Below are 23,170 nucleotides of genomic sequence, written 5' to 3' on the forward strand. Positions count from 1 at the left end.
AAAAGTATGCTTGCCACCTCAGCGCTTTGGTTTCGCTATCAGGATGACCCGATCCTCAAAGGGTTAACGCTGGATTTTTCGACGCATGCCGTCACCGGGCTGGTAGGCGCTAATGGTTGCGGGAAATCCACGCTGTTTATGAACCTGAGTGGCTTATTGCGCCCACAGCAAGGCGCGGTGATGTGGCAGGGCAAACCGCTGGATTACAGCAAGCGCGGCCTGCTGGCGCTGCGTCAACAGGTGGCAACGGTATTTCAGGACCCCGATCAGCAAATCTTTTATACCGATATCGACAGCGATATCGCCTTTAGCCTGCGCAATCTTGGGGTGGATGAGGCTGAAATCGCTCGCCGCGTGGAAGATGCGCTTACGCTGGTCGACGCCCAGCATTTTCGCCATCAGCCCATTCAGTGTTTAAGCCATGGGCAAAAAAAACGCGTAGCGATTGCCGGGGCGTTGGTGTTGCAGGCGCAGTATCTGCTGCTGGATGAACCTACTGCGGGCCTCGACCCGTCAGGCCGCACGCAGATGATTGAGATAATCAAACGCATCGTTGCGCAAGGAAACCGCGTCGTAATTTCCAGCCATGATATCGATCTTATCTATGAAGTTAGTGATGCGGTGTACGTTTTACGCCGGGGCGAAGTACTCACGCACGGCGCGCCAGGCGACGTGTTCGCCCAGACTGAACTGATTGAACAAGCGGGATTAACTCAGCCCTGGCTGGTGAAGCTGCATACAGAGCTGGGCTTCCCGCTGTGTAAAACAGAGGCTGAATTTTTTAGCTGTATGCGAGAGAACGCACTGAAGGAGGCGTCATGACGCAGGCAATAATGTTGCAGGGAACGGCATCTGATGTGGGTAAAAGCGTATTGGTCGCCGGGCTGTGTCGTATTTTTTATCAGGATGGACTGCATACCGCGCCGTTCAAATCGCAGAACATGGCGCTGAACTCTGGCATTACGCCAGAGGGAAAAGAAATGGGCCGCGCGCAAATTTTTCAGGCTGAAGCCGCAGGTATTACGCCAGATGTGCGTATGAACCCGGTGCTGCTTAAACCGACCAGCGATCGAAAAGCGCAGGTGGTGCTAATGGGCAAAGTGGCGACCGATATGGACGCGGTGAGTTACCACGAGTACAAGCCACGTCTGCGGGAACAGATCCTGTCAGTTTATAACAGCCTGGCGCAGGAGTTTGATGTGCTGGTGCTGGAAGGTGCGGGGAGCCCGGCAGAGATTAACCTGCGCGATCGCGATATCGTCAATATGGGTATGGCAGAGATGGCTCAGTGCCCTGTCGTTTTGGTGGCGGATATCGATCGTGGCGGAGTGTTTGCTTCCATTTACGGCACGCTGGCGCTGTTGCATGATCACGAACGCGCGCGGGTAAAAGGGGTGATCATCAATAAGTTTCGCGGTGATGTGACGCTGCTGCACTCCGGTATCGAGCAAATTGAAGCGCTGACCGGTGTTCCGGTACTGGGCGTGATGCCATGGCTGGATGTTGATCTGGAAGATGAAGATGGCGTTGCGCTGCAAAAGGGCAAGTATTTGCGCACTGACAAACGCGACATCGACATCGCCGTTGTTCAAATTCCACACATATCTAACTTTACTGATTTTAATGCGCTTGCTGCGCAGCCGGATGTGCGCGTGCGCTATGTTCGTCAGCCTGAAGAGTTGGCGGGGGCCGATCTGGTGATTTTGCCGGGTAGTAAAAATACCCTTGGCGATCTGGTGTGGCTGCGTGAAAGCGGGATGGCACATGGCGTCGTGCAATTACATCGTAATAACGTACCGGTGGTGGGGATTTGCGGCGGCTATCAAATGCTCGGTGACACCATCATTGATGAAGTAGAGTCGGGGCTCGGTACGCTGCCGGGGCTGGGCTTGCTCAATACAGTCACCCATTTTGCCCAGCACAAAACCACGACCCTGGTTGAGGGAAAAATGTCCTCATCGCTGCCTGACTGGTTGGCGGGCACGGCGGGGTTATCCGTTCGCGGTTATGAAATTCATATGGGCGAAACAGCATTAACCGATGAATGCCGGTCGGTGATGACGTTGCACAAAGACGGCGGCAACGTTGCTGACGGCGCGGTCACTCCGGATGGCCTGGCGTTCGGCACCTATCTTCACGGTCTTTTCGACAGCGATGATTTCACCCGAGCGTTGATCAATGGCCTGCGAGAACGTAAAGGGTTAGCTCCGCTGGATTCCACCTTCCATTACGCGCAATATAAATCGCAGCAGTTTGATCTGCTGGCGGATGCGATGCGGCAACACATCGATATTGAGAAAATTTATACCATCATGCAGCAACACCGGGAGCCAGTATGATGATTCTGGTTACTGGCGGCGCGCGAAGCGGTAAGAGTCGGCATGCGGAAGCGCTGATCGCTGATTCCCCAAACGTTTTGTATATTGCGACTTCGCAGATTTTTGATGAGGAGATGGCTGCGCGAATTCAGCATCATCGCGATGGACGTCCTGCGCACTGGCGGACAGCCGAACGTTGGCAACATCTTGATGAACTGATCACGGACATGAATGATCCTCAGGAAGCTATTCTGCTGGAATGCATCACCACGATGGTGACCAACTTGCTGTTTGCGCTGGGCAGTGAAAGCGATCCGGACAGCTGGGATTACGCGGCGATGGAGCAGTCTATCGAAGGTGAAATCCGTTCGCTGATCGCAGCCTGTCAGCGCTGCCCGGCAAAGATCGTGTTGGTCACAAACGAAGTGGGAATGGGGATTGTGCCGGAGAACCGTCTGGCGCGGCATTTTCGTGATATTGCAGGACGCGTGAACCAGCGACTGGCGGCGGCAGCGGATGAGGTCTGGCTGGTGGTATCAGGAATTGGAGTCAAAATTAAATGAGTAAGTTGTTCTGGGCAATGCTCTCTTTTATCAGTCGCTTGCCCGTTCCTGCTCGCTGGTCGCAAGGACTGGATTTCGAGCATTATTCCCGCGGTATTGTGATGTTTCCCCTGATTGGCGTCGTGTTGGGAGGGCTGACGGGGCTGGTCTTTATGGCGCTCCAGCCCTGGTGCGGTATTCCGTTGGCGGCCCTTTTTGCGGTGCTGACGCTGGCGTTGCTGACCGGGGGATTTCATCTGGATGGTCTGGCGGATACCTGTGACGGCATTTTTTCGGCGCGCCGACGCGAGCGGATGCTGGAAATCATGCGCGACAGTCGTCTGGGCACCCACGGTGGACTGGCGTTAATTTTCGTTTTACTGGCGAAGGTGCTGGTGGTGAGTGAACTGGCTTTGCGTGGCATGCCAATGCTGGCCGCGCTGGCAGCTGCATGTGTCGCCGGGCGAGGAACGGCGGTGTTGCTGATGTATCGGCATCGATATGCCCGCGAAGAAGGGCTGGGCAACGTTTTTATTGGCAAAGTCACCGGGCGTCAAACCTGCGTTACGTTGGGATTAGCGGCGATCCTTGCCGCCGTGCTACTTCCCGGCATGCGCGGCGTGGCAGCGCTAGTTGTCACAATAGTGGCGATTTTTATTCTTGGGCAGTTATTAAAACGCACGTTGGGTGGGCAAACCGGCGATACGCTGGGCGCTGCCATTGAACTTGGCGAGTTGATTTTCTTGCTGGCTCTGCTCTGAGTCAGCCCACATACTGGAACCCTTATGCAGACTTTAACCTCTTTACTCCGCACGATCCCATCACCCGACAGTGCCGCGATGCTGCGTGCACAGCAGCATATCGACGGCTTGCTTAAGCCGCCGGGAAGTTTGGGGCGACTCGAATCTCTCGCCGTACAATTGGCCGGGATGCCTGGCCTGAAGGGTGTGCCGCATGTGAATGGCAAAGCGATGCTGGTGATGTGCGCCGATCACGGTGTGTGGGATGAAGGGGTTGCCGTTTCGCCTAAAGTTGTCACGGCTATTCAGGCTGCCAATATGACGCGTGGAACGACCGGCGTCTGCGTCCTGGCCGCTCAGGCGGGGGCGAAGGTCCATGTGATAGATGTTGGGATTGATGCTGAACCTATTCCCGGTGTGGTGAATATGCGTGTGGCACGCGGCTGCGGCAATATAGCCGAAGGTCCGGCAATGAGCCGTTCGCAGGCAGAAGAGCTGTTGCTGGAAGTCATCCGCTATACCCATGAACTGGCAAAAGACGGCGTAACGCTGTTTGGTGTCGGTGAGCTTGGTATGGCAAATACCACACCTGCGGCCGCCATTGTCAGTGTGCTGACCGGCAGTGATGCTGAGGAAGTCGTGGGTATTGGCGCTAACCTTCCTCTTTCTCGGGTGGGGAATAAGGTAGACGTTGTGCGCCGGGCAATTGCCGTCAATCAACCGGATCGCCTTGACGGTGTCGATGTGCTGGCTAAGGTTGGCGGGTTTGATCTTGTCGGTATGGCGGGGGTGATGCTTGGTGCGGCCTCCTGTGGCCTGCCGGTCGTGCTGGATGGTTTTCTTTCGTATTCTGCTGCTCTGGCGGCCAGCCAGATTGCACCGCAGATTAAACCCTACCTAATCCCGTCACACTTCTCCGCTGAGAAGGGTGCCCGCACCGCGCTGGCGCATCTTGAATTAGATCCTTATCTGAATATGGGGATGCGTTTAGGTGAAGGTAGCGGGGCCGCGCTGGCGATGCCGATTATTGAAGCTGCCTGCGCTATGTACAAAAATATGGGGCAGTTAGCCGCCAGCAATATTGTGCTTCCAGATGGTAAGGAAGCGTAGTTACCGCTCAACCTGAACCTCGCCTGATGGCGAGGTTTTTTTATGCGCAGATATGTCGTAACCCACTAAAACAGATAATAAAAGCTATACTTAACGGATATCTGTTGCGACGAAGGAAAGGAAAAAGATGCGTCGTGTAAAACTGCTTTGTTCACTCATTATGCTGCTTGCGAGTCAGGGCGCACAGGCGGTGAGTTATCCGCTGCCGCCAGAGGGGAGTCGCCTGGTGGGTAGTCCTTTGACTATTACGGTTCCACCAGGAAACACCAAGCCGCTGGAGGCATTTGCCGCTCAGTACGGGCAGGGGTTGAGCAATATGCTTGAAGCCAATCCGGGCGTCGATGTTTTTCTGCCTAAATCGGGTTCAACGCTGGTTGTGCCGCAGCAACTGATACTTCCGGATACCGTGCGCGAGGGGATTGTCATCAACGTCGCCGAGATGCGGCTTTACTATTATCCTGCTGGCAGCAATACGGTTGAGGTTTTACCCATTGGCATTGGTCAGGCGGGTAGAGAAACGCCGCGTAACTGGGTGACGGCGGTCGAACGTAAGCAGGAAGCACCAAGCTGGACGCCGACGCCAAATACCCGACGTGAATACGCCGCTCGCGGTGAAAGCTTGCCGGCTTTTGTTCCTGCCGGGCCAGAAAATCCGATGGGCCTGTATGCAATTTATATTGGCAGGCTTTATGCCATTCACGGGACAAATGCCAATTTCGGTATTGGTTTGCGGGTAAGTCAGGGGTGCATCCGTTTGCGGAATGATGACATCAAGTACCTGTTTGATACGGTGCCTGTAGGGACGCGTGTACAATTAATTGACCGACCGGTGAAATACAGCGAAGAGCCGGACGGTAGTCGCTGGGTGGAAGTTCATGAGCCGCTGTCACGAAACCGTTCGGAATACGAGTCTGACAGAAAGGTGCCTTTGTCAGTCACTCCCGCTTTGCGCACCTTTATCAGCGGGAATGACGTGGATGTGAGCCGCGGGAGCCAGGCACTGGAAAGGCGCTCCGGTATGCCGGTGAACATCAGCCTGGTGCAGAAGCATTATTAATTTTCAGGGCGACTTTGTTGACCTTCAGGTCGGATGGGTCGCTTTTTTAATTTGATACTGCCCCATTTTTACCACGCCAATATGGTCAGCCATTAGTTGGGCTTCGTGTTCACTGTGGGTAACCAACAGCGCCGTTTGCCCGGCGGCGCGCAAAATATCCCGTACCTCGTTGCCAAGACGCTCACGTGTGCGCTTATCCAGGCTGGCGAAGGGTTCATCCAGCAACAGGATTTCCGGATGTGGCGCCAACGCGCGCGCAAGTGCGATACGCTGTTGTTGCCCGCCGGAAAGCTCATGCGGATAGCGGTTGGCATGGCTGTGTAACTCCACCATTTTCAACAGCTCAGTCACTCTGGCCTGTTGTTCCTCACGCGGCATGCGACGCAATCCAAAGGCCACATTTTGCTGCGCGGTCAGATGGGGGAATAACGCATACTCCTGGAAGACCATGCCGACATGACGTTTTTCCGGTGGCAGATGAACGCCGGGACCGGCAACACGTCGCTGTGACACATAGATCTCTCCGTTTTGCAGGCGTTCAAATCCGGCAACTGCGCGTAGTACCGTGGTTTTTCCGCAGCCTGAAGCACCCAGCAGACAGGCAATTTCACCTTTACGTACCGACATTGAAAATCCGCTCAGTACCGATTGCTGGCTGTTGCCATAAGCAACGTGTACATCCTGGAGTCGTAATGCAATTTCTGACATTGTTGCTCTCTTAACCACGGCGAGTCATTTGGTGACGCACCAACAAAATAACCGGTAGCGTGCCAGCTAAAACAATCATTAGCGCGGCGATAGCACCTTCTTCATAGGTTCCACGTGCGGCTTCCGCATACAGTAACGTTGCCAGCGTTTCAAAATTGACCGGGCGCAAAAGCAACGTTGTTGGCAGCTCTTTCATGGCATCAGAAAAAACCAGCAGGGCACTGCTGACTAATGCCGGGCGCAGCAGGGGAAAATGGACTCGTGCAAACGTCCCCGCACCATTCTCGCCCAACAGACGAGACGCCTGTTCCAGCGAAGGTGGAATGCGGCCCAGACCAGAATCCAGCGCGCCAATGGCAATCGCCTGGAATCGCATGGCACAACAAATTACCAGCAGGATCCCTGCGGACATCAGCGGCAGGCCGCGAACATCCAGTAAATCGGCCAGCCAGCGGTCGACAGCCATGGCGGGGGGTAAAAAACCAATCGCCAGAATTGTGCCGGGAACCGCATAGCCTAAAGAGGCCAGACGCATCACGCCGCGACGAAATCCCGGCATGGCGTTGTCTGCAGCGCTATGGCGCGCGCTCCAGGCCACCAGCATACTGACACAAACCACCACCAGCGTGGTTCCCGCTGCCAGCGATAGCGTATTTTGCAATGCTGACAGTAACGAAGAGGAAAGGGGGTTCTCATCGCCTATGCGTTTGGCGCTTTCCCACAGTAAAAACAGTACCGGTGCCAGAAAACCCAGTACAACCGGCAGTGAAATAACGCCACCGAGCAGCCAACCGCGCCAGCCCTGCACGCGCGAAGGTTGAATTTCCCGCAGGCTGCGGCTGCTGAATCCTTGTTTTCTGCGACCATAAAATTCCAGTGTCAGAATCAGGAATATAAACATCAGCATCATGCAGGCAATTTGCGCCGCAGCAGATAAATCAGAACGCGAGATCCATGTGGTGTACACGGTAACGGTTAACGTCTGTACCCCGAGAAACTCCGATGCGCCAATATCGTTGAGCGTTTCCAGCAGTGCCAGGCTGATCCCAACGGCCAGTGCCGGACGGGCCATGGGCAAAGCAACACGAAAAAAGGTTCCGGTTGCGCTGCATCCCAGCGTGCGTGCGGCTTCCAGTAAATGGGCGGGCTGGCTGATAAACATAGCGCGGGTTGTCAGATACACGTATGGGTAAAGCACTAATCCGAGCAGGATGATTGCGCCGGAAAGTGAGCGTAAATCTGGCAGCCGGAACTGTCTTGGGCTGTCAAAGCCCAGTAAAAAACGGATAAAGGTTTGCAGGGGGCCAATCGGATGCAGCAGATCGAGCCACGCAAAGGCCACAATGTAGGTTGGCATTGCCAGCGGCAACAGTAACGCCCAGCTAAGAATTTTACGTCCAGGAAAATCCCATGCCGTTACCGCCCATGCGCTGCCTACGCCAATCACGCCGACCATCACCGCGACACCGGCTAATAACAGCACGGTATTTTTTAGTGCGGCAGGCAGTACATACGTCAGGAGATTATCCCAGTGAGATAAATCGGCCTGGGTAGCCTGCCAAATCAGCGCAATGATCGGTGTCAGAACGCCAAGCGCTACGCACAGCGCGCCAAGATGTAGCGGCGTTAATAATGACTGCGGCCCGGAAACCAGGCCGCGTAACGTCGGAAACTGCAGAGGTTTATTGATCGAATCCAACTTTATCTACCAGCAGACTAGCTTGTTTACGATATTTAACGATTTCGGTTAACGGCGTTTTATCGACGTTGATTTCACCAATAGTTGCGCTGATAACCGGATCAAGCGTCACGCCTTTCAGTACCGGGTATTCGAAGTTCGCTTTCGCATACTGCTGCTGGGCAGGTGCGGAAACCAGATATTCCATCAGCTTAACGGCATCGGCTTTATTTGGCGCATAGCGGGCTACAGCTGCGCCACTGATGTTGACGTGTGTACCGCCATTTTCAAAGGTGGGTTTAACGACTTTAATCGCATCGCCCCACTGACGTGCATCACTGCCTTCTTTGGCGTTTTTCATATGGCCGACGTAATAGGAGTTGGCGAGACCAATATCGCAAATTCCGCCGAGAATATCGCGAGCAACATCGCGGTCGCCACCGGTAGCTTTACGCGCCAGGTTAGCTTTCACACCGCGCAGCCATTCTTCGGTCTTTGCTTCACCGTGATGAGCAATCATTGCGGCGATCAGCGCCGTGTTATACGGGTGCTGTCCGGAACGAATACAGACTTTACCTTTGTACTCAGGGCTGGCGAGTTGTTCGTAATGCCAGTTATCGATTGGCAGTGACTTCTCGGCATACAGCACGCGGGCACGCATCGACAGCGCAAACCACTGATTATCTGCGCCGCGCAGATTAGCCGGAATAGCGGTTTTCAGTGCTTCTGACTCTACTGGCTGAGTTACACCCGCTTCCACTAAATCAATGAGGTTACCGGCATCGACGGTCATCAGCAGGTCGGCAGGTGAATTTTTACCTTCAGCTTTAACGCGCTCAAGCATACCGTCCTTGATATAGACCGTACTGACTTTGATGCCGCTGGTTTTGGTCCAGCTATCAAGCAAAGGCTGGATCAGACCCGGTTCACGGGTGGTATAGAGCGTTAACGTTTCCTGAGCGAAAGCCGGTAGGCTAACAGAGAAGACCAGGGCAGAGGCAAGTGTGATACGGCGCAGTCCGGCGCGAGGCAGAGAATTCATCGTTTATATCCCAGAGTAATTGGAACGTACAGTGAACCGAGCGGGGGCTCGTTCCTTTGGCTCGCGTACAATAAATGATAATCACTAGCACTTACAATAATTGCAAAGTTTAAACGATTTACATTTACATAACTTTAATCAACGTTGTGATGCGGCATGTAACAGCGGTGCAGAGCAGGCAGGGGACTTATTAGAGGGTTTTTTATAGCGACCGGAAAAGCAAAAAGCCTGCTTAGTTTCCTAAGCATGCTTCTTAAATATGGCTCCTCTGACTGGACTCGAACCAGTGACATACGGATTAACAGTCCGCCGTTCTACCGACTGAACTACAGAGGAATCGTGTGAACGAGGCGCATATTACTGACCTCACCATGAGGTGTCAACAGTAAAATTAGCACGTCATTTCAATTGGTTAATTAATCTTCAAATTCAGCGTTAATGCGCATTTGGTGAGCGACAATGGCCACCTTAGCGGGTATCGCGTAACCGCTCCATGGGGTTCTGGCGGTAAAACTGAATAAAACGTTGCCATAAGGCCGGAAAGCGTGGAGCAAATAATTCAGGGGCACTGAAGAAATACTCCGATAGAACGGCAAAGCATTCGGCAGGATCGGTCGCTGCGTAGGCATCTATACTGCACGCGGTGTCACCGACCAGATCAATTTCATCCTGAATGTTATTCATTGCGGCATGCAGGTCGTGCTCCCAGCTGGCGATATCGCGCAGGGGGATTGCCGGAACACCGCTGGCACGGTCGCCATTACGCATATCAAGCTTATGTGCCACTTCATGGATGATCAGATTAAAGCCGGAGGCATCAAAAGAATCCTGAATGTCGAGCCAGTTAAGGATTATCGGACCTTGTTGCCAGCTCTGCCCGGACTGTACAACGCGTTGATTATGCACCAGCCCAATATCGTCCTCCCATTCATCGTCCACGACAAACGGGGCAGGGTAGATGAGAACTTCATGAAACCCGTCGAGCCACTCGATCCCTAATTCCAGAACAGGTAAACAGAAAAGCAGCGCAACGCGCGCACTTTTCAGTGGGTCAAGTTCAAACCCCTGAAGCGCTACCAGTCTTTTTTGCTGTAAAAAGCGCTCGGCCAGGGCGATAAGCCTGGCTTGTTCTTGCTCGGTGAGATTCACCAGAAGAGGAATAGCCAGGGCGTCGTCCCACGGCCAGTCGTCACTCCGGGTTGTTTCTTGCTCTTTCCAGGGCCACTTAATCATCGTTTTGCTCGCAAACTCGTCACTTGAACGAAATTGACGGAACGGGGTCTGTTAAAATGCCAAATTACCTGGCATCATGGCAACCGCCAAAACGGAGAGATGCCAGAGCGGCTGAATGGACCGGTCTCGAAAACCGGAGTAGGGGCAACTCTACCGGGGGTTCAAATCCCCCTCTCTCCGCCACTATTCAAACACTTAGCTCAATTCCTTTCAACGACTCATGTCACACTTGGTATAGTGTTGGTATATTCACTTGGTATAAAACTCGCCATCATCATCTTCTGATTTGCCCAATACTGGAAGATCCAGTGTGGGAGAAATTTTCACTTTTCTGTCATAAACCACAACTTGGCTTTCAGTTTTGTGACCTGAGAAAAGTTGTTTGTCCTTACTCGAGCCTTCGTAATCAGATATTCCCTTGGCTTTGAGATCATGAAAAGTACACGGCAGTTTTCTATCAAGTTTTCTTCCTGCTGCTTCCCTTGCTGTTTCCCACAGATCGTTAAACCCACTTTTCGAATATTTAGTTTTTTTACTGCTACAAATAACGGTTTCCCGGCCGCCCAGAGTCTTCGCAAGTTCGATCGCGTTATGTAGCCTCTCGGTCCAGACTTTGATTTGTTTTGTCCCTGTCTTTCCTTGCTGGATAAAAATGCCTTCCTCGCTTACTTGCGACCATTTGAGAGATAGAACATCGGAAACGCGAGCTGCACATAAGTAAGATATCTCCATGCCAACCCGGAGAGCTGGTGCTGCCTCTTCATAAATTGCCTGATATTCTTCGTCTGTCACGTACACGTCACGGGCTTTTAAAGAGAACTTGCGTACTCCTTTGCACGGATTTCCTTTCACATACCCTCGTTCATACCCCCATGAGAAAACACGCGACATCCCGCCGAGTTCCTGGTTTGCCTGGTTAATACTGCGTTGGCCACGTTTATCCATATAGATCCTGACCATCTCAATTTTTATGTCATCTGCTCGCATATTCCCGAACACTGGGACCAGGTTTTTTTCATATGACCTGTAATCAGTCTGCGTTCGTGGAGCCAGTTCAGCAAAAGCCGGGCTGCTGGTGAATAACTTCCATAGTTTAGAAAATGTCATTACGTCTGAACGTTTAGCTTTTTCTTCCTCATAACGCGCCCATAGCCGGGACATACTTGTCCCGGTAATAGGTGCAAGAGTTACGCTTTGTTTTGTTCCTATTGGCTTCCACACATAGCTATAACGGTTTTTAGTTACGCGTGGCGGGAGGTGCTTGTCTTTAGGATCTTTTCTTGGTCTGCCCATTGATTGCGTCGTAATTTGGCTCAAGTGCAACATATTCATCGACCTTAGGTAATTCAGAAACTCCGGGATCAATACTTCTGCGCAATACAATTGGGCGGTTCCGCCCATCAGTGGTGAACGGTATGCCGTGACACCGCAGCTGTCGCTGCTGGTGGGTGTAGCGCTGATAGCCAGTAATTTCTGCAATTTCCTGAGGAGACAGTGTAAGTTCGTGCATGGCTCATCTCTCTGATGGTCTGCCTGTAAAAACATACCAGGCAGGATCCATAAATTGTGAAATTAGAAAATCAGTTTGCGGTCAAGCGTTGCCAGATTGCAGAGACGTATTTGACCTGGTGTCGGGCGTCAGAAAGCGCATTGTGCATGTCGCCTTCAAACGGGGTGTCGAAGCGTGGATTTATACCGACGGATTTACCCAGTTCGACCATGGTCCTTACGTCCCTGTCATTCCAGAACGGAACAGCGAAGGGAGTTTCTGTTAATGCATATGCGCGGCGGAGAATGACGTTATCAAACGAGCATCCATTACCCCACAGCTGAACAGTGTGGCTACCGTTAGCAGCATTTTCAGCAATAAAGTCAGCCAGTAGTTCAAGGGTTTCACGCAGCCCCATGGCCTCATCAACCAGAATTGCAGAACGGGCTTCAGATGATTGTTTCAACCACCACTGAATTGTTGACGCATCCGGTTTCATGCCAAACGACATCGATGACTCCAGACTGACAACCTGGTAAAACTCGGCACCAGTGTTACCAGATGAAGGCTCGAAAAATACAGCGCCGATAGAGACTATTGGGGCATCAGGACTGTTGCCCATAGTTTCCATATCAACCATCAGGTGAGTATAAAAAGCGTTCAGGGTATCCGTATCAATATGGTGAACGGGTTCATTATTCAGGGAAGCTGACGCGTCACCAGTTGCATCAGCGCTTTTAACTGGCAAAACTGCTGTTTCGCTCTGAGACACTTCAGGATTAGCTTTGATTTCGTTTTTGTCAGTTTCTTCCATCTGCACATTGCTGGTGGCTTCCTCTGTATGGGTATGATGTAACTTATCCTCGATGGCGCGCTGGCGTACCTGGTCTACGACAGAAAGCGCTGGCGCTTGCTGGTTCCCCATCAGGCCATCGATGGAGAACACACCGTTGCCCATGTTGGCGATTTCTGGTTGTTCGACTCCTGCCTTCTGTTCAGCTGTGACTTTCTCGTTAATCTCGTTTTCCCAGCTTTTTTCTGGCACGTGACCGGCTGCCACCAGAGTTTCTTCAGTTGGGTGCTGGTGGTCGGTTTCAGTCAGGTTCTTATTGATGTAACGGCTCAGCAGTTCCGGGAAATGGTGAGCGTTTTCTTCTGCACTGCGAATAAGTGCGAAAATAGCGGCACGGGAATAATCCAGGATGCCGGCGCGTTTGCGCAGGGCGACGGACCACTCTTTGAACGGGCTTTCGTTTTTAGCAATGATCTCTTTTGCACGACGGAAAACGCCACCTGGGATATCGTAGATGTTGAAATCCATTGGAAGTGTGGCCAGCGCAATATCAATGTCCAGAGTGTCCAGCGTGTGGACAAGTTCCGGGTTGCGATCGGTCTTATTGCCTCCACCAGCGTTGGTTCCGGAATCAGTGCGCTGAATCTGCGACACACGATTGCCCTTACACCACTCTTTAACCAGCAATCCGCGGTCAATGTGTTCAGTACTGAACCAGGCCTTAAAAAACTGAATTACGGTAGACAGATCTACTCGTTTACCATCAACCGGGAAAATAGTTTTTAGCGCGCTAACAATTTTCCAGATATCGATCTCTGGCGCTTTCCTGAATGGTTCTACATTCTCGGCGGCAAGCAGCAGGTTCTGCACATAGCTGTTATCCACATCCAGCTCAAGTTCCTGAATGGTTTTCTTCTGTTCAGTATCAATATGGTAAGCATATTCATCAGAAATAAACTGAGCCAAAAGGCGCTGGCGTAGCGGGAGAGTCGCAACGGTAATGAGTTCTGGCGTTACAGGTGGAACGGTGGGCTCTTCACCCACAATTCGTGCTTTCTTATCGTTAACCCACTCCTGCACGGTTTGAGTCCGCGCTTTCGGTTCCGCAATCCATTCGGTAATAAATTCCTCAAATGAAGCAATGTTATAGACCTGCTCACGGTCGAAGACTTCTTTTATTGCGTTTGCCAGGTTCCACTCGACATGAGCAGAAAGCTCTTTCGCCGCTGGCACATTTGCAACGGCCAGTAACAGGTTTTGTATATAGAGATCATTTTCGTCCAGTTCCATTTGTCCGATCTGGACGTGCCGCGCTTCACTGATTTCCTTCTCTTCACCGTCATTTAACAGGTGCGCAATCAGCCGCTGAGACAGGCGCAGGCGAGATATGGGGCGGAGCAATGCTGGCGCATCGCTGGTGGGTACATTGGCACTGGAGGTTTCAGGTTTTTGCTGGCTGGAACCCTCCAGATTTTCATTATCCGGCTTCTGTTTCAGTTGCCACGTTTGCTGGTCTTCTGCCAGTTCGTAACGATCGCACCATGTGTCATCAAGTGTGCTTTCCTCAGGAAGATCGTCAACAACAAACCAGTTGGTGCGGACAGGTAATTGATAGTCGGCGCCACGACCGACGGCAATATTGTTGTCTTCGAGAATATTGAGGATTTCGCGTTCTGCACGGGAATCTGATTTCGCAGAGAACCAGCAAAACAGGTTTTTTGCCTCAGTTGCTTTCGCTTTGGCTTTAATAAGATACGCATACGTTAACATTGCGTTCGGGCTCCATTGGATTGTAAGATACCCGGCAACTGATGATCGCCGCCTAAGGTAGTGGTTATTGGTCAAAACTCGTTCCGGAAAGCTTTGGTCGGCTGACCGGGTACTTAACCCGCCTTGCGCGGGTTTTGTGCTTTATGGGGTAGGGGATTTTCCCTGCGCCAGTTGTGTGACGGGAACCCACTCCAGAGCATTCAGCACGGGTTCAAATGAATCAGGCGTATGAGTAACGGCGCGAACGACGTCAGCCACGCTGGGATTTGCTTTGCTAAGGTGGTATCCGCCACCAGCACCACGCTGGCTGGTGACAATTTCACTGGTGCGCAGCTTCGAGAAAATCTGCTCGAGGTAAGACACAGACAGCTTTGATTCCTTACTGATAGATGCGATGGAAACAGGGCTGCCGTTGTAAATCCTGTTGAGGATGGCAACCACCTGAACAGATGCCACCACACGTTTCATTCCAAACTCCATAGTCACTTCCTTACTGATGCTGGCAACAGCCATTGGTCAAACTCGTTATGAACGAACTGCAATCTGTTGGTCGGCAGACGGGTCGCCCTTCTGGGCGAGCATGTAGCAAATCAGTCGAATGATTACTTCAATGCGATTTAGATGAACGGCCTGACACCGCACTGGTTTACGTGCGAAATCGATCATGGATTTATCCTCTTGCGTTGCCCTTGTCGCCAGGCTGGCGGAACGTTGAACCTGCTGCGTGTTAATACTTGTCATCTCATCCGGTGATTCGTATGCCGCCGGCAGCTACTTCGTGGGCGTCCTGCCTTGATGACGTTTTTCAAACTGTGTTTATATTTAAACTCTAATTGTGTTTAAAAGTCAACACAACGTGTGTTTAAGGTGGTGTTGATGATAACGATATGGGAAAAGGGAAGGTAAAAGGCATAAAAAAACCAGCCAAGTAGGCTGGTTAGATTGTTAAAAATTGTAGCTTAGTCGTCAGTTGGCTTTAATCGTCCCCGAAGGTACTTCTCGACATACTCATCAATTTCTTTCAGCCGCAATTGAAAGGTATCGATCATTCTGTCTTGTTCAGACTCCGGCAACTGGTCAAAAAGAGTAATCAACTTACGATGTTTTGGCGTTAACCATGATTCGGCGTGATCATCACCAAACATTAGCTCAGCCGGGCTAATTCCGAGAGCTTTAGATATCGTTATAGCGTCATTAACGCCCACATTGCGGCGACCTGCTTCATAGTTCCCGATGCGTGACTGAGCCCACCCACATAACTCTGCGAGTTTAGATTGCGACATGTTTTTCTGTTCGCGTAGCTGCTTAAGTCTGGCGGCAATTGCAGTGTTTATATTCATTACTGATTTTTACCACGTTACGTGTTAACGCTCAAAGAACGTTTCGTCTTGACTATCTAACACATTGTGTGTTTAATTCAGCTAAACACTATATGTGAGGACAAGATGAACAACATCGCCAAAGAACGGCAAGCGCTCGGTTTAACTCAAGAGCAATTAGCCAAATTATTCGGGTGGCGTCAGTCAAGGCTCTCAAATTATGAGAACGGAACACGTCAGCCTGGCCTACCGGAATGCAGATTGATTGTGGAGAAGCTTAACGAGTTAGGGCGCACCTGCTCTCTTGATAGTGTATTTCCGCCACAAAGCGAGGTCTGAAAGATGCAATCAGTAGCTTATACCCATAATAAACCACGAGTAGCCGCTGCGGTGAAATCGCAAAATCAATTTAAACCCCAGTGCCGTGACAGCATCCACCACCGTGTCATATTGGCCGCCGTTCGTGAATGGGAATCGACATTACCAGGACAGGCACAGGAACGGATCGCTCAGCTGGTGGCCGAAGAGTGGGCCAAGGCAGATGGCCGCGGAATTGCTGTTAATAAGCAGAATTTATTCCGGTATCTGAAAAACGAAGGGGGGTCAGAAAAGTATACGGCTTACGTTATGCAGCTGTCAGGCTCAATCATTGCTGCTATGCCAGTTCAGATTGCCAGGAAACACGGGCTAAGTAATGCGAGCACAGAAGCGGAGTTGGTGGCAAGCGCTATCAAAGAATGCAGTGAGGCACATCAGGCGAAATTAATCGGCGCTCCGTTACAGAAACTGGAGAAGGAAATTCGTGAGGCGGCAATCGCGTTGTTCAACATGTTACCTGCTGACGCGGCGGGACCACTACTGGCGAGCATAAGCGCCGTAGCGCCGCAATTGTTTTAATCGAGTTTTGACCAATGACCATTATTACTGCAACTCGCGGGGTGAAGTATGCCTAATCCTTTGGCTAAGGCCATGCCTAAGAGTAAGGCTAGTAACGAGCCTTACCGTAAGGTGAAGATCACCATGTGGGATGATCCTAAGTTTCGTGCCTTATCATCACTCCCGCCAAGTGGGCAGAGTCTGTTTATTTACCTGCTTACAGGTCCATTCACAGGGATTATTCCCGGGCTGTATAAGGCGGGAAGGGCGGCTATGGCCGAAGAATTAAACTGGGATGTCGAAGCCTTCGACTTAGCCTTAGGTGAAGCCATAGCGTTAGGTATGGTGGAAGCCGATCTTAAAGCCAGAGTTTTTTGGTTGCCTAATGCGGTGAAACATAACCCGCCAGCATCAGTAAACGTGATCAAATCCTGGGCAAGATCGTTTGAATTACTGCCTGAATGTTCACTGAAAGATAAAGCATATGAAGCTCTCAAAGCCGCTTGCTACGGGGTTTCTGACGCTATGGGGATGGCTTTTGATAAGGCTTTCGCCTTGCCTAAGGATAAGGCTAAGTCTTTGGCTAAACCTTTGCCATCAGGTATCCAGAAAGCAGTTAGCAGTAAACAGATCTTAAACCCCTCTCTTAACGCGGGTGCGATGAAAAATTCGAATGGGGAGGAACTGCCATCCCCGGCCATGCCCCGATACCTGGACGGTGTTGATGAACCGATCGGGAAATTCAGCATGGCAGATAGCTGGCTTCCCTCCAGAGACTTCCGACAGCGCGCCGCATCGTGGGGTATCTCCCTACCTGAACCAGATTACCTTCTGACTGAACTCGCAGAATTCACCGCGTACTGGGAGTCGGAAGGGAAAGTTTTTACGCAAATCCAGTGGGAACAAAAATTTGCCCGACATGTAGCCCGGGTGAGAACGCAGGTTAAACCAGAAACCGGAGGTAACAGTCATGTGGGAGCAAGATCAGAACCAACAGCATCCCGGGCAGTCCAGCAAATTCAGTCAGCACACGCAGAGTGGCGCCGCAGGAATGGACTTGATGGCGACGGAAACAGCCTGGCGACTGTGGCAGGTCATGGGGGAGGTGTATTCGAACCGATGGACCCAGAAGAACGGTGCGGAGCCTTCGCCTATCTGGATAGCCCAGATAGGTTCGATGACTGAACCTCAAATTCGGCTGGTCTGTCAGCAGTGCATGGAGCGCTGCGCGATGGGAAATACATGGCCGCCTGACCTGGCGGAGTTTGTTTCTCTGGTTTCAGAGAGTGGTGCGAATCCATTTGGGTTGACGTCGGAGCAGGTTATGGCGGAATACCGGCGCTGGCGCAATGAGTCATATCGGTATTCAGGTAGCGATAAATATCCATGGCCTCAGCCTGTGCTGTATCACATCTGCATCGAAATGCGCAGAACGGGTGTAGAACGACAAATGACAGAGGGGGAGCTGAAACGACTGGCAGAAAAATTACTTACGAAGTGGTCGAAGCATGTTGGTAACGGACTAAGTGTCCCACCAATTCGACGTCAACTGGCGGCGCCGCACCATCCGGCGGGGCCAACGCCAGCGCAACTACTGATGGATGAATACAGGCGTCGAAAAGCGGCAGGGTTAACGAATTGAAGAATAAACAAATTGTAAACACGAAATGAAATTCACGTAACTATCATATTTGAATTTTCGAATATGATAGTTGACGGCACTCAACTATTGCAGGAAACTACGGAGAGAATTCAGGAGATTAAAATGGTTGAACTAACTTCTCTACAACTTTTCAAAAATCTCTCAGATGAAACCCGGTTGGGTATCGTGTTATTGCTTAGAGAGATGGGAGAGCTGTGCGTGTGCGATCTCTGCACTGCGCTGGAACAATCTCAGCCCAAGATCTCCCGCCATCTGGCGATGCTTCGGGAAAGTGGATTATTGCTGGATCGCAAGCAGGGGAAATGGGTTCATTACCGCTTATCCCCGCATATTCCTTCCTGGGCTGCTCAGATTATTGAGCAGGCCTGGTTAAGCCAACAGGACGACGTTCAGGCCATCGCCCGTAAGCTGGTTTCAGCCAACTGCTCTGGTAGCGGGAAGGCTGTCTGCATCTAAAAAATTTGCCTGAACATATATGTTTTTTCAAATGTGAGGTATTGAAATGAAAACGTTAACGGTATTTGACCCAGCGATGTGTTGCAGCACCGGAGTCTGCGGTACAGATGTTGATCAGGCTCTGGTCGATTTTTCTGCGGATGTACAATGGCTCAAACAACGTGGTGTACAAATTGAGCGTTTCAATCTCGCACAACAACCGATGAGCTTTGTACAGAACGAGAAGGTCAAAGCGTTTATTGAGGCTTCCGGGGCAGAAGGTTTGCCATTGTTGTTACTGGATGGCGAAACAGTGATGGCTGGGCGTTATCCGAAACGCGCTGAGCTGGCTCGCTGGTTTGGCATTCCACTGGAGAAAGTGGGATTAGCGCCAACAATCTGCTGTGGTGGTAATACTTCTTGTTGTTAAGTATGTCAGGAGGACATATGAACTTCTTACAGAATATCCCCCCTTATCTGTTTTTTACTGGTAAAGGAGGCGTTGGTAAAACCTCTATTTCATGCGCCACGGCGATCCGTCTGGCAGAACAGGGGAAACGGGTGCTGCTGGTCAGTACCGATCCGGCCTCAAACGTAGGTCAGGTGTTTGGACAGACGATTGGCAATACCATTCAGCCAGTAGCTTCTGTTCCAGGATTATCGGCTCTTGAGATTGATCCTCAGGCCGCTGCACAACAGTACCGGGCCAGAATCGTTGACCCCATTAAAGGCATCCTGCCTGATGACGTCGTTTCCAGCATCAACGAACAACTGTCGGGGGCATGCACAACAGAGATTGCGGCTTTTGATGAATTTACCGGATTACTGACAGATGCTTCTCTACTGACCCGGTTTGACCATATCATTTTTGATACCGCACCGACGGGTCATACCATTCGCCTTCTCCAGTTGCCAGGTGCCTGGAGTAGCTTTATTGATAGCAATCCCGAGGGTGCGTCCTGCCTCGGCCCGATGGCCGGTCTGGAAAAACAGCGTGAACAGTATGCCCAGGCTGTTGAAGCATTATCTGATCCAGCACGTACCCGACTGGTTCTGGTTGCTCGTCTGCAAAAATCCACGTTGCAGGAAGTTGCCCGGACTCATCTGGAGCTTGCCGCCATCGGTCTTAAAAATCAGTACCTGGTCATCAACGGCGTTCTGCCCAAAACTGAAGCAGCAAACGATACACTGGCTGCGGCAATATGGGACCGTGAACAGGAGGCGCTGTCCAATCTTCCCTCTGATCTTTCCGGTCTGCCAACTGACACGTTATTCCTCCAGCCGGTCAATATGGTCGGCGTGTCTGCACTCAGCGGACTTCTCTCCACTCAGCCTATAGAGGCGTCATCCTCTGAAGAATACATTCAACAGCGCCCTGACATTCCGTCACTTTCTGCGTTGGTCGATGATATTGCCCGTAATGAGCATGGCCTGATCATGCTGATGGGTAAAGGTGGTGTAGGGAAAACCACGATGGCGGCTGCCATTGCTGTCAGACTGGCCGAAATGGGATTTGATGTCCATCTGACAACATCTGATCCTGCAGCGCATCTCAGCACAACCCTCAACGGCAGCCTCAACAATCTGCAGGTCAGCAGGATCGATCCTCTCGAGGAAACTGAACGCTATCGTCAGCATGTTCTTGAGACGAAGGGAAAAGAACTGGACGATGCGGGAAAACGCCTGCTGGAAGAGGACTTACGCTCACCCTGCACCGAGGAAATTGCGGTATTCCAGGCCTTTTCACGGGTGATTCGTGAGGCGGGTAAGCGCTTCGTGGTGATGGATACGGCACCGACCGGACACACGCTCTTGCTGCTTGATGCCACCGGGGCATATCACCGCGAGATTGCCAGAAAAATGGGGGAAAAAGGCCATTTCACCACACCGATGATGCAACTGCAGGACCCGGAGCGAACCAAAGTGTTACTGGTCACGCTACCGGAAACCACGCCGGTACTTGAGGCGGCAAATTTACAGGCCGACCTTGAACGTGCAGGAATTCACCCCTGGGGCTGGATTATCAATAACAGCCTTTCCATCGCGGATACCCGTTCACCGCTGCTCCGCTTGCGAGCGCAGCAGGAACGTCCGCAGATCGAGAGCGTTAAAAATCTACATGCCAGCCGTGTAGCACTTGTACCCGTACTGGCGTCAGAACCAACCGGCATCGATAAACTCAAACAACTCGCGGGTTAGTTATTACCATCATTCGGGGCAGCATTGCTGCCCTTTCAGGAGGTTATATGTTACTGGCAGGAGCCATTTTTATCCTGACCATCATATTGGTTATCTGGCAGCCAAAGGGATTAGGGATTGGCTGGAGCGCCACGCTGGGGGCCATACTGGCTCTGGCATCGGGTGTGATTCACATTGCTGATATTCCGGTGGTGTGGAATATCGTCTGGAACGCGACGGCAACATTTATCGCCGTTATTATCATCAGTCTGTTGCTTGATGAGTCAGGTTTTTTCGAATGGGCAGCGCTGCACGTTTCTCGCTGGGGGAACGGTCGTGGCCGCCTTCTGTTTACGTATATCGTTCTGCTCGGCGCGGCAGTCGCGGCACTGTTTGCCAACGATGGCGCGGCACTTATTCTGACGCCGATTGTTATCGCTATGCTCCTGGCGCTTGGCTTCAGTAAAAGCACCACACTTGCTTTCGTGATGGCCGCAGGGTTTATTGCCGATACCGCCAGCTTGCCGCTTATCGTATCGAACCTGGTCAATATCGTTTCGGCTGATTTCTTCAAACTGGGATTCACGGAATATGCCTCGGTAATGGTGCCGGTGGATATCGCCGCCATCGTCGCCACTCTGGTGATGCTGCATCTATTTTTCCGCAAAGATATCCCGCCCACTTATGATCTTGCACGACTGAAAGAGCCCGCAAAAGCCATCAAAGATCTGGCAACATTCAGAACAGGTTGGATTGTATTAATTCTTTTATTAGTGGGCTTTTTTGTACTCGAACCACTGGGTATTCCGGTCAGTGCCATTGCAGCAGTAGGGGCAGCAATCCTGTTTGCTGTGGCAAAAAAAGGTCACGGCATTAACACCGGTAAAGTGTTGCGTGGGGCACCATGGCAGATCGTGATCTTCTCGCTGGGAATGTATCTGGTGGTCTATGGGCTGCGTAACGCAGGGCTGACAGAATATTTGTCTGACGTGCTGAACTTACTCGCAGATAAAGGCCTGTGGGCAGCCACGCTGGGAACGGGATTCCTGACCGCATTCCTCTCTTCTATCATGAATAACATGCCTACCGTATTGATTGGCGCATTGTCGATTGATGGCAGTACCGCGTCGGGCGTTATCAAAGAAGCAATGATTTATGCCAACGTCATTGGCTGCGATCTGGGGCCGAAAATTACCCCTATTGGTAGCCTGGCAACGCTGCTCTGGCTACACGTACTTTCACAGAAGAATATGACCATCACCTGGGGATACTATTTCCGCACCGGGATCGTCATGACTCTGCCTGTGCTGTTTGTAACGCTGGCCGCGCTGGCGCTACGTCTCTCTTTCACTTTGTAATGAGATACTGATATGAGCAACATCACCATTTATCACAACCCAGCCTGCGGCACATCGCGTAACACGCTGGAGATGATCCGCAACAGCGGTAATGAGCCGACCGTTATTCTTTACCTTGAGACTCCACCTTCACGCGATGAGCTGGTCAAACTCATTGCTGATATGGGCATTTCCGTCCGGGCGTTACTACGTAAGAACGTCGAGCCATATGAGGAACTGGGTCTTGCCGAAGATAAATTTACTGACGACCAGTTAATTAACTTTATGTTGCAGCATCCGATCCTGATTAATCGCCCCATCGTTGTAACACCGCTGGGAACCAAACTGTGCCGTCCTTCTGAAGTTGTTCTGGATATCCTTCCTGATGCTCAGAAAGGGGCTTTCGCCAAGGAAGATGGCGAGAAAGTCGTTGATGATGCAGGCAAAAAATTGAAATAAGCGACAGGAGAGCCGCCTGTTATTTAGGCGGCTCCTTTATCAAATAAAAACAATGGATTGCCTCGATTTAAATCTTTGGACTGTTGATGCAACATTCTTCGCGTAGAAAATCAATAATCGACTCTAACTTGTCATATTGAGAAACGCAGATTAAGGATCGGCTTTCGCGATTTTGTTTGACCAGACCTACGGAAACAAGAGCGGATATATGATGACTCAGTGTTGAAGATGGAATCGCAAGTTGTTTTTGTAGATCACCTACAGGTAAACCTTGTTCACCGGCTTTAACAAGGTGTTTGAAAATAAACAAACGTGTCGGATGTCCTAATTCTTTCATAGCTTTAGCTACTTCTTCTAGTTGCATGGTGCCTTCCTCGTCTAGTGATATTTCGATAATACCAGAAATATGTTGATCTAACCTCA

General features: G+C 51.3%; 25 protein-coding genes, 2 tRNA genes and 1 pseudogene. 16 read left to right on the forward strand and 12 right to left on the reverse strand.

The window, feature by feature from the left end:
- Positions 1 to 6 precede the first annotated feature (6 nt).
- From OGX92_RS05030 to ldtA, 6 genes are all read left to right on the forward strand, one after another.
- The gene (locus OGX92_RS05030) at positions 7 to 822 is read left to right on the forward strand and encodes an energy-coupling factor ABC transporter ATP-binding protein (RefSeq protein WP_003834086.1); all 816 of its coding nucleotides are present in this window, start codon (positions 7 to 9) and stop codon (positions 820 to 822) included.
- Positions 819 to 2,339: a cobyric acid synthase gene (locus OGX92_RS05035; protein WP_003834085.1), complete on the forward strand. Its 1,521-nt coding sequence runs from the start codon at positions 819 to 821 to the stop codon at positions 2,337 to 2,339. Before OGX92_RS05030 ends, OGX92_RS05035 begins: the two co-directional genes overlap by 4 nt.
- A complete protein-coding gene (gene cobU, locus OGX92_RS05040) occupies positions 2,336 to 2,881 on the forward strand; it encodes a bifunctional adenosylcobinamide kinase/adenosylcobinamide-phosphate guanylyltransferase (protein ID WP_286586295.1) in 546 nt (181 codons plus the stop codon). Before OGX92_RS05035 ends, cobU begins: the two co-directional genes overlap by 4 nt.
- Positions 2,878 to 3,621, forward strand: a complete 744-nt coding sequence (cobS, locus tag OGX92_RS05045) for an adenosylcobinamide-GDP ribazoletransferase (protein WP_257661865.1) — start codon at positions 2,878 to 2,880, stop codon at positions 3,619 to 3,621. The genes cobU and cobS overlap by 4 nt, the downstream gene beginning before the upstream one ends.
- 24 nt (positions 3,622 to 3,645) lie before the next feature.
- Positions 3,646 to 4,710 (forward strand): nicotinate-nucleotide--dimethylbenzimidazole phosphoribosyltransferase, encoded by a 1,065-nt coding sequence (cobT, locus tag OGX92_RS05050; protein WP_003834080.1) that lies wholly within the window; start codon positions 3,646 to 3,648, stop codon positions 4,708 to 4,710.
- A 127-nt stretch (positions 4,711 to 4,837) separates the two neighbouring features.
- Complete coding sequence (gene ldtA, locus OGX92_RS05055; protein WP_003834078.1) at positions 4,838 to 5,767, forward strand: L,D-transpeptidase; 930 nt, start codon at positions 4,838 to 4,840, stop codon at positions 5,765 to 5,767.
- A gap of 24 nt (positions 5,768 to 5,791) precedes the next feature.
- Here ldtA and OGX92_RS05060 read toward each other — a convergent pair whose 3' ends face one another.
- From OGX92_RS05060 to mtfA, 5 genes are all read right to left on the reverse strand, one after another.
- A complete protein-coding gene (locus OGX92_RS05060; RefSeq protein ID WP_286586296.1) occupies positions 5,792 to 6,475 on the reverse strand; it encodes an ABC transporter ATP-binding protein in 684 nt (227 codons plus the stop codon).
- Between the two features lie 10 nt (positions 6,476 to 6,485).
- Complete coding sequence (locus OGX92_RS05065; RefSeq protein ID WP_286586297.1) at positions 6,486 to 8,174, reverse strand: ABC transporter permease; 1,689 nt, start codon at positions 8,172 to 8,174, stop codon at positions 6,486 to 6,488.
- Positions 8,158 to 9,195: an extracellular solute-binding protein gene (locus OGX92_RS05070; RefSeq protein WP_148361817.1), complete on the reverse strand. Its 1,038-nt coding sequence runs from the start codon at positions 9,193 to 9,195 to the stop codon at positions 8,158 to 8,160. Before OGX92_RS05070 ends, OGX92_RS05065 begins: the two co-directional genes overlap by 17 nt.
- 260 nt (positions 9,196 to 9,455) lie before the next feature.
- Positions 9,456 to 9,531, reverse strand: a tRNA-Asn gene (locus OGX92_RS05075).
- A 132-nt stretch (positions 9,532 to 9,663) separates the two neighbouring features.
- Positions 9,664 to 10,428, reverse strand: a complete 765-nt coding sequence (gene mtfA / locus OGX92_RS05080) for a DgsA anti-repressor MtfA (RefSeq protein WP_286586298.1) — start codon at positions 10,426 to 10,428, stop codon at positions 9,664 to 9,666.
- Positions 10,429 to 10,521: 93 nt separating this feature from the next.
- Between mtfA and OGX92_RS05085 the strand changes: the two genes are divergently transcribed.
- Positions 10,522 to 10,611: transfer RNA gene (locus OGX92_RS05085), tRNA-Ser, on the forward strand.
- Positions 10,612 to 10,677: 66 nt separating this feature from the next.
- Here the strand turns inward: OGX92_RS05085 and OGX92_RS05090 are convergent.
- From OGX92_RS05090 to OGX92_RS05115, 6 genes and pseudogenes are all read right to left on the reverse strand, one after another.
- Positions 10,678 to 11,721: a tyrosine-type recombinase/integrase gene (locus tag OGX92_RS05090; RefSeq protein ID WP_204192291.1), complete on the reverse strand. Its 1,044-nt coding sequence runs from the start codon at positions 11,719 to 11,721 to the stop codon at positions 10,678 to 10,680.
- Positions 11,696 to 11,938, reverse strand: a complete 243-nt coding sequence (locus OGX92_RS05095) for a DUF4224 domain-containing protein (RefSeq protein ID WP_071667664.1) — start codon at positions 11,936 to 11,938, stop codon at positions 11,696 to 11,698. Before OGX92_RS05095 ends, OGX92_RS05090 begins: the two co-directional genes overlap by 26 nt.
- Before the next feature lie 70 nt (positions 11,939 to 12,008).
- A complete protein-coding gene (locus OGX92_RS05100; RefSeq protein ID WP_286586299.1) occupies positions 12,009 to 14,480 on the reverse strand; it encodes a 3'-5' exonuclease in 2,472 nt (823 codons plus the stop codon).
- A gap of 141 nt (positions 14,481 to 14,621) precedes the next feature.
- Positions 14,622 to 14,960 (reverse strand): RrF2 family transcriptional regulator, encoded by a 339-nt coding sequence (locus tag OGX92_RS05105; protein ID WP_286586301.1) that lies wholly within the window; start codon positions 14,958 to 14,960, stop codon positions 14,622 to 14,624.
- Positions 14,961 to 15,005: 45 nt separating this feature from the next.
- Positions 15,006 to 15,146, reverse strand: a pseudogene (locus tag OGX92_RS05110) (hypothetical protein); the annotation flags it as partial.
- Between the two features lie 293 nt (positions 15,147 to 15,439).
- Positions 15,440 to 15,820: a helix-turn-helix domain-containing protein gene (locus tag OGX92_RS05115; protein WP_204192289.1), complete on the reverse strand. Its 381-nt coding sequence runs from the start codon at positions 15,818 to 15,820 to the stop codon at positions 15,440 to 15,442.
- A gap of 105 nt (positions 15,821 to 15,925) precedes the next feature.
- On the opposite strand from OGX92_RS05115, the gene OGX92_RS05120 reads away from it, so the two are divergent.
- The 9 genes from OGX92_RS05120 to arsC all read left to right on the forward strand — a co-directional run bounded on the left by OGX92_RS05120 (position 15,926) and on the right by arsC (position 22,747).
- On the forward strand, positions 15,926 to 16,138 hold the full coding sequence (locus OGX92_RS05120) for a helix-turn-helix domain-containing protein (RefSeq protein ID WP_003832309.1): 213 nt from the start codon (positions 15,926 to 15,928) through the stop codon (positions 16,136 to 16,138).
- A gap of 3 nt (positions 16,139 to 16,141) precedes the next feature.
- Positions 16,142 to 16,696, forward strand: a complete 555-nt coding sequence (locus OGX92_RS05125) for a toxin YdaT family protein (protein WP_100194299.1) — start codon at positions 16,142 to 16,144, stop codon at positions 16,694 to 16,696.
- 252 nt (positions 16,697 to 16,948) lie between these two features.
- The gene (locus OGX92_RS05130; RefSeq protein WP_236019164.1) at positions 16,949 to 17,860 is read left to right on the forward strand and encodes a DnaT-like ssDNA-binding domain-containing protein; all 912 of its coding nucleotides are present in this window, start codon (positions 16,949 to 16,951) and stop codon (positions 17,858 to 17,860) included.
- Entirely contained in the window at positions 17,772 to 18,317 is a 546-nt protein-coding gene (locus OGX92_RS05135; protein WP_236019163.1) for a replication protein P, read from the forward strand. The genes OGX92_RS05130 and OGX92_RS05135 overlap by 89 nt, the downstream gene beginning before the upstream one ends.
- A 123-nt stretch (positions 18,318 to 18,440) precedes the next feature.
- Positions 18,441 to 18,794: an As(III)-sensing metalloregulatory transcriptional repressor ArsR gene (arsR, locus tag OGX92_RS05140; RefSeq protein WP_191215630.1), complete on the forward strand. Its 354-nt coding sequence runs from the start codon at positions 18,441 to 18,443 to the stop codon at positions 18,792 to 18,794.
- A 46-nt stretch (positions 18,795 to 18,840) separates the two neighbouring features.
- Positions 18,841 to 19,203, forward strand: a complete 363-nt coding sequence (gene arsD / locus OGX92_RS05145) for an arsenite efflux transporter metallochaperone ArsD (RefSeq protein WP_044711234.1) — start codon at positions 18,841 to 18,843, stop codon at positions 19,201 to 19,203.
- A 17-nt stretch (positions 19,204 to 19,220) separates the two neighbouring features.
- Positions 19,221 to 20,972, forward strand: a complete 1,752-nt coding sequence (arsA, locus tag OGX92_RS05150; RefSeq protein WP_115258733.1) for an arsenite efflux transporter ATPase subunit ArsA — start codon at positions 19,221 to 19,223, stop codon at positions 20,970 to 20,972.
- Positions 20,973 to 21,019: 47 nt separating this feature from the next.
- Positions 21,020 to 22,309, forward strand: coding sequence for an arsenite efflux transporter membrane subunit ArsB (gene arsB, locus OGX92_RS05155; RefSeq protein WP_286586302.1), 1,290 nt, complete (start codon positions 21,020 to 21,022; stop codon positions 22,307 to 22,309).
- Positions 22,310 to 22,321: 12 nt separating this feature from the next.
- Positions 22,322 to 22,747: a glutaredoxin-dependent arsenate reductase gene (gene arsC, locus OGX92_RS05160; RefSeq protein ID WP_038641366.1), complete on the forward strand. Its 426-nt coding sequence runs from the start codon at positions 22,322 to 22,324 to the stop codon at positions 22,745 to 22,747.
- 67 nt (positions 22,748 to 22,814) lie between these two features.
- Here arsC and OGX92_RS05165 read toward each other — a convergent pair whose 3' ends face one another.
- On the reverse strand, positions 22,815 to 23,111 hold the full coding sequence (locus tag OGX92_RS05165) for an ArsR/SmtB family transcription factor (protein WP_038641364.1): 297 nt from the start codon (positions 23,109 to 23,111) through the stop codon (positions 22,815 to 22,817).
- Between the last annotated feature and the right edge of the window lie 59 nt (positions 23,112 to 23,170).

Source organism: Citrobacter sp. Cpo089 (assembly GCF_030332695.1).
GTDB classification, from domain to species: Bacteria; Pseudomonadota; Gammaproteobacteria; order Enterobacterales; family Enterobacteriaceae; genus Citrobacter; species Citrobacter portucalensis.